The 1,350-nt window shown below is 72.0% G+C and carries 1 protein-coding gene; it reads right to left on the bottom strand.

The features are described 5' to 3' along the window. A partial coding sequence (locus ACIOJE_RS41265) for an AMP-binding protein (protein ID WP_400783843.1) occupies window positions 1-1,282 on the bottom strand: 1,282 nt, incomplete at its 3' end. Between the last annotated feature and the right edge of the window lie 68 nt (window positions 1,283-1,350).

Genomic DNA, 1,350 nt, shown 5'->3' with positions numbered 1-1,350 from the left:
GGTGCACCTCATGCCCGGCCACCAGCCACAACAGGCCGTCCCAGGAGGCGTCGAAGCAGAGCGAGGCCGTCAACGCGACCCGCGACCGCTCCCGGCCCGCCATCACACCGCCACGGTGCGCCGCCAACAGCGCGGCCAGGCTCCCGTGCGACACCACCACACCCTTGGGACGACCCGCCGAACCCGAGGTGTGGATCACATACGCCGCGTCCCCAGCAGAGGCCCGCGCGGCGGGGTTCGACTCCGGACCGGCCGCGTCACCGGCCGTGTCCCCGGCCTCGACCACGGTCAGGCCGGTCAGCAGCTCCGGGCGCGGCCAGCGGTCGTCGGTGAGGACGAGTACGGGCTGCGCGTCGGCGAGCGTGTGCGCGGTACGGTCGGCCGGATACTCGGCGTCCAGCGGCAGGTACACCCCGCCGGCCTTCAGCACCGCCAGCAGCCCCACCACCGACTCCACCGAACGCGGCAGCGCCAGCGCCACCACCGACTCCGGCCCCACCCCGGCGGCGATCAGCCGGTGCGCCAGCCGATTCGCCCGCAGGTTCAACTCCGCGAAGGTCAACGCCCGGGCGCCGCACACCAGGGCCACCGCGTCCGGCATCCGCGCCGCCTGCTCCTCGAACACCGTCGGCACCAGCGGCACCCGCGACGGCAGCGGCGTGAACCCACCACCGAGCAGCGCGGCCCGCTCGTCCGCCGCGAGCAGCTCCACCCGGCCCAGCGGCAACTCCGGGCTCTCCACCACGGCCCGCAGCAGCCGCCCGAACCGCACCGCCAGCGACTCCACCGTCTCCCGGTCGAACAGATCCGTCGCGAAGTCGATCGCGCAGTCGATCCCGGCGGGTTCGCCGTCCGGGCCGAAGACTTCCTCCATGATCACGTTGAGGTCGAACTTGGCGACCCCGGTCCCGGCCGGCAGTGCCTCGACGCGCAGTCCGGGCAGGTCCAGTTCGGCGCCCTCGTTGCTCTGCAGGACGAGCATCACCTGGAACAGGGGGTGGCGGGCCAGCGAGCGCGCCGGGTTCAACTCCTCCACCAGCCGCTCGAACGGCACGTCCTGATGACCGAACGCCCCCAGATCCGACTCCCGCACCCGGCCCAGCAGTTCGGAGAAACTCGGATCACCCGACGTGTCCGTCCGCAGCACCAACGTGTTGACGAAGAACCCCACCAACTCGTCCAACGCCTCGTCCGAACGCCCCGCCACCACCGTACCGATCGGCAGGTCCGTCCCCGCACCCAACCGGGTCAACAGAGCCGCCAACGCCGCCTGCACCGTCATGAACAACGTCACCCGATGCTCACGCGACAACCCCACCAGCCCACGGTGCAACCCCACACCCAACGGCA

The organism is Kitasatospora sp. NPDC087861 (assembly GCF_044742585.1).
Taxonomy (GTDB): Bacteria; Actinomycetota; Actinomycetes; order Streptomycetales; family Streptomycetaceae; genus Kitasatospora.
The sequence above is the reverse complement of the archived record's forward strand: the minus strand, read 5'-3'. Positions and strand labels throughout refer to the sequence as shown.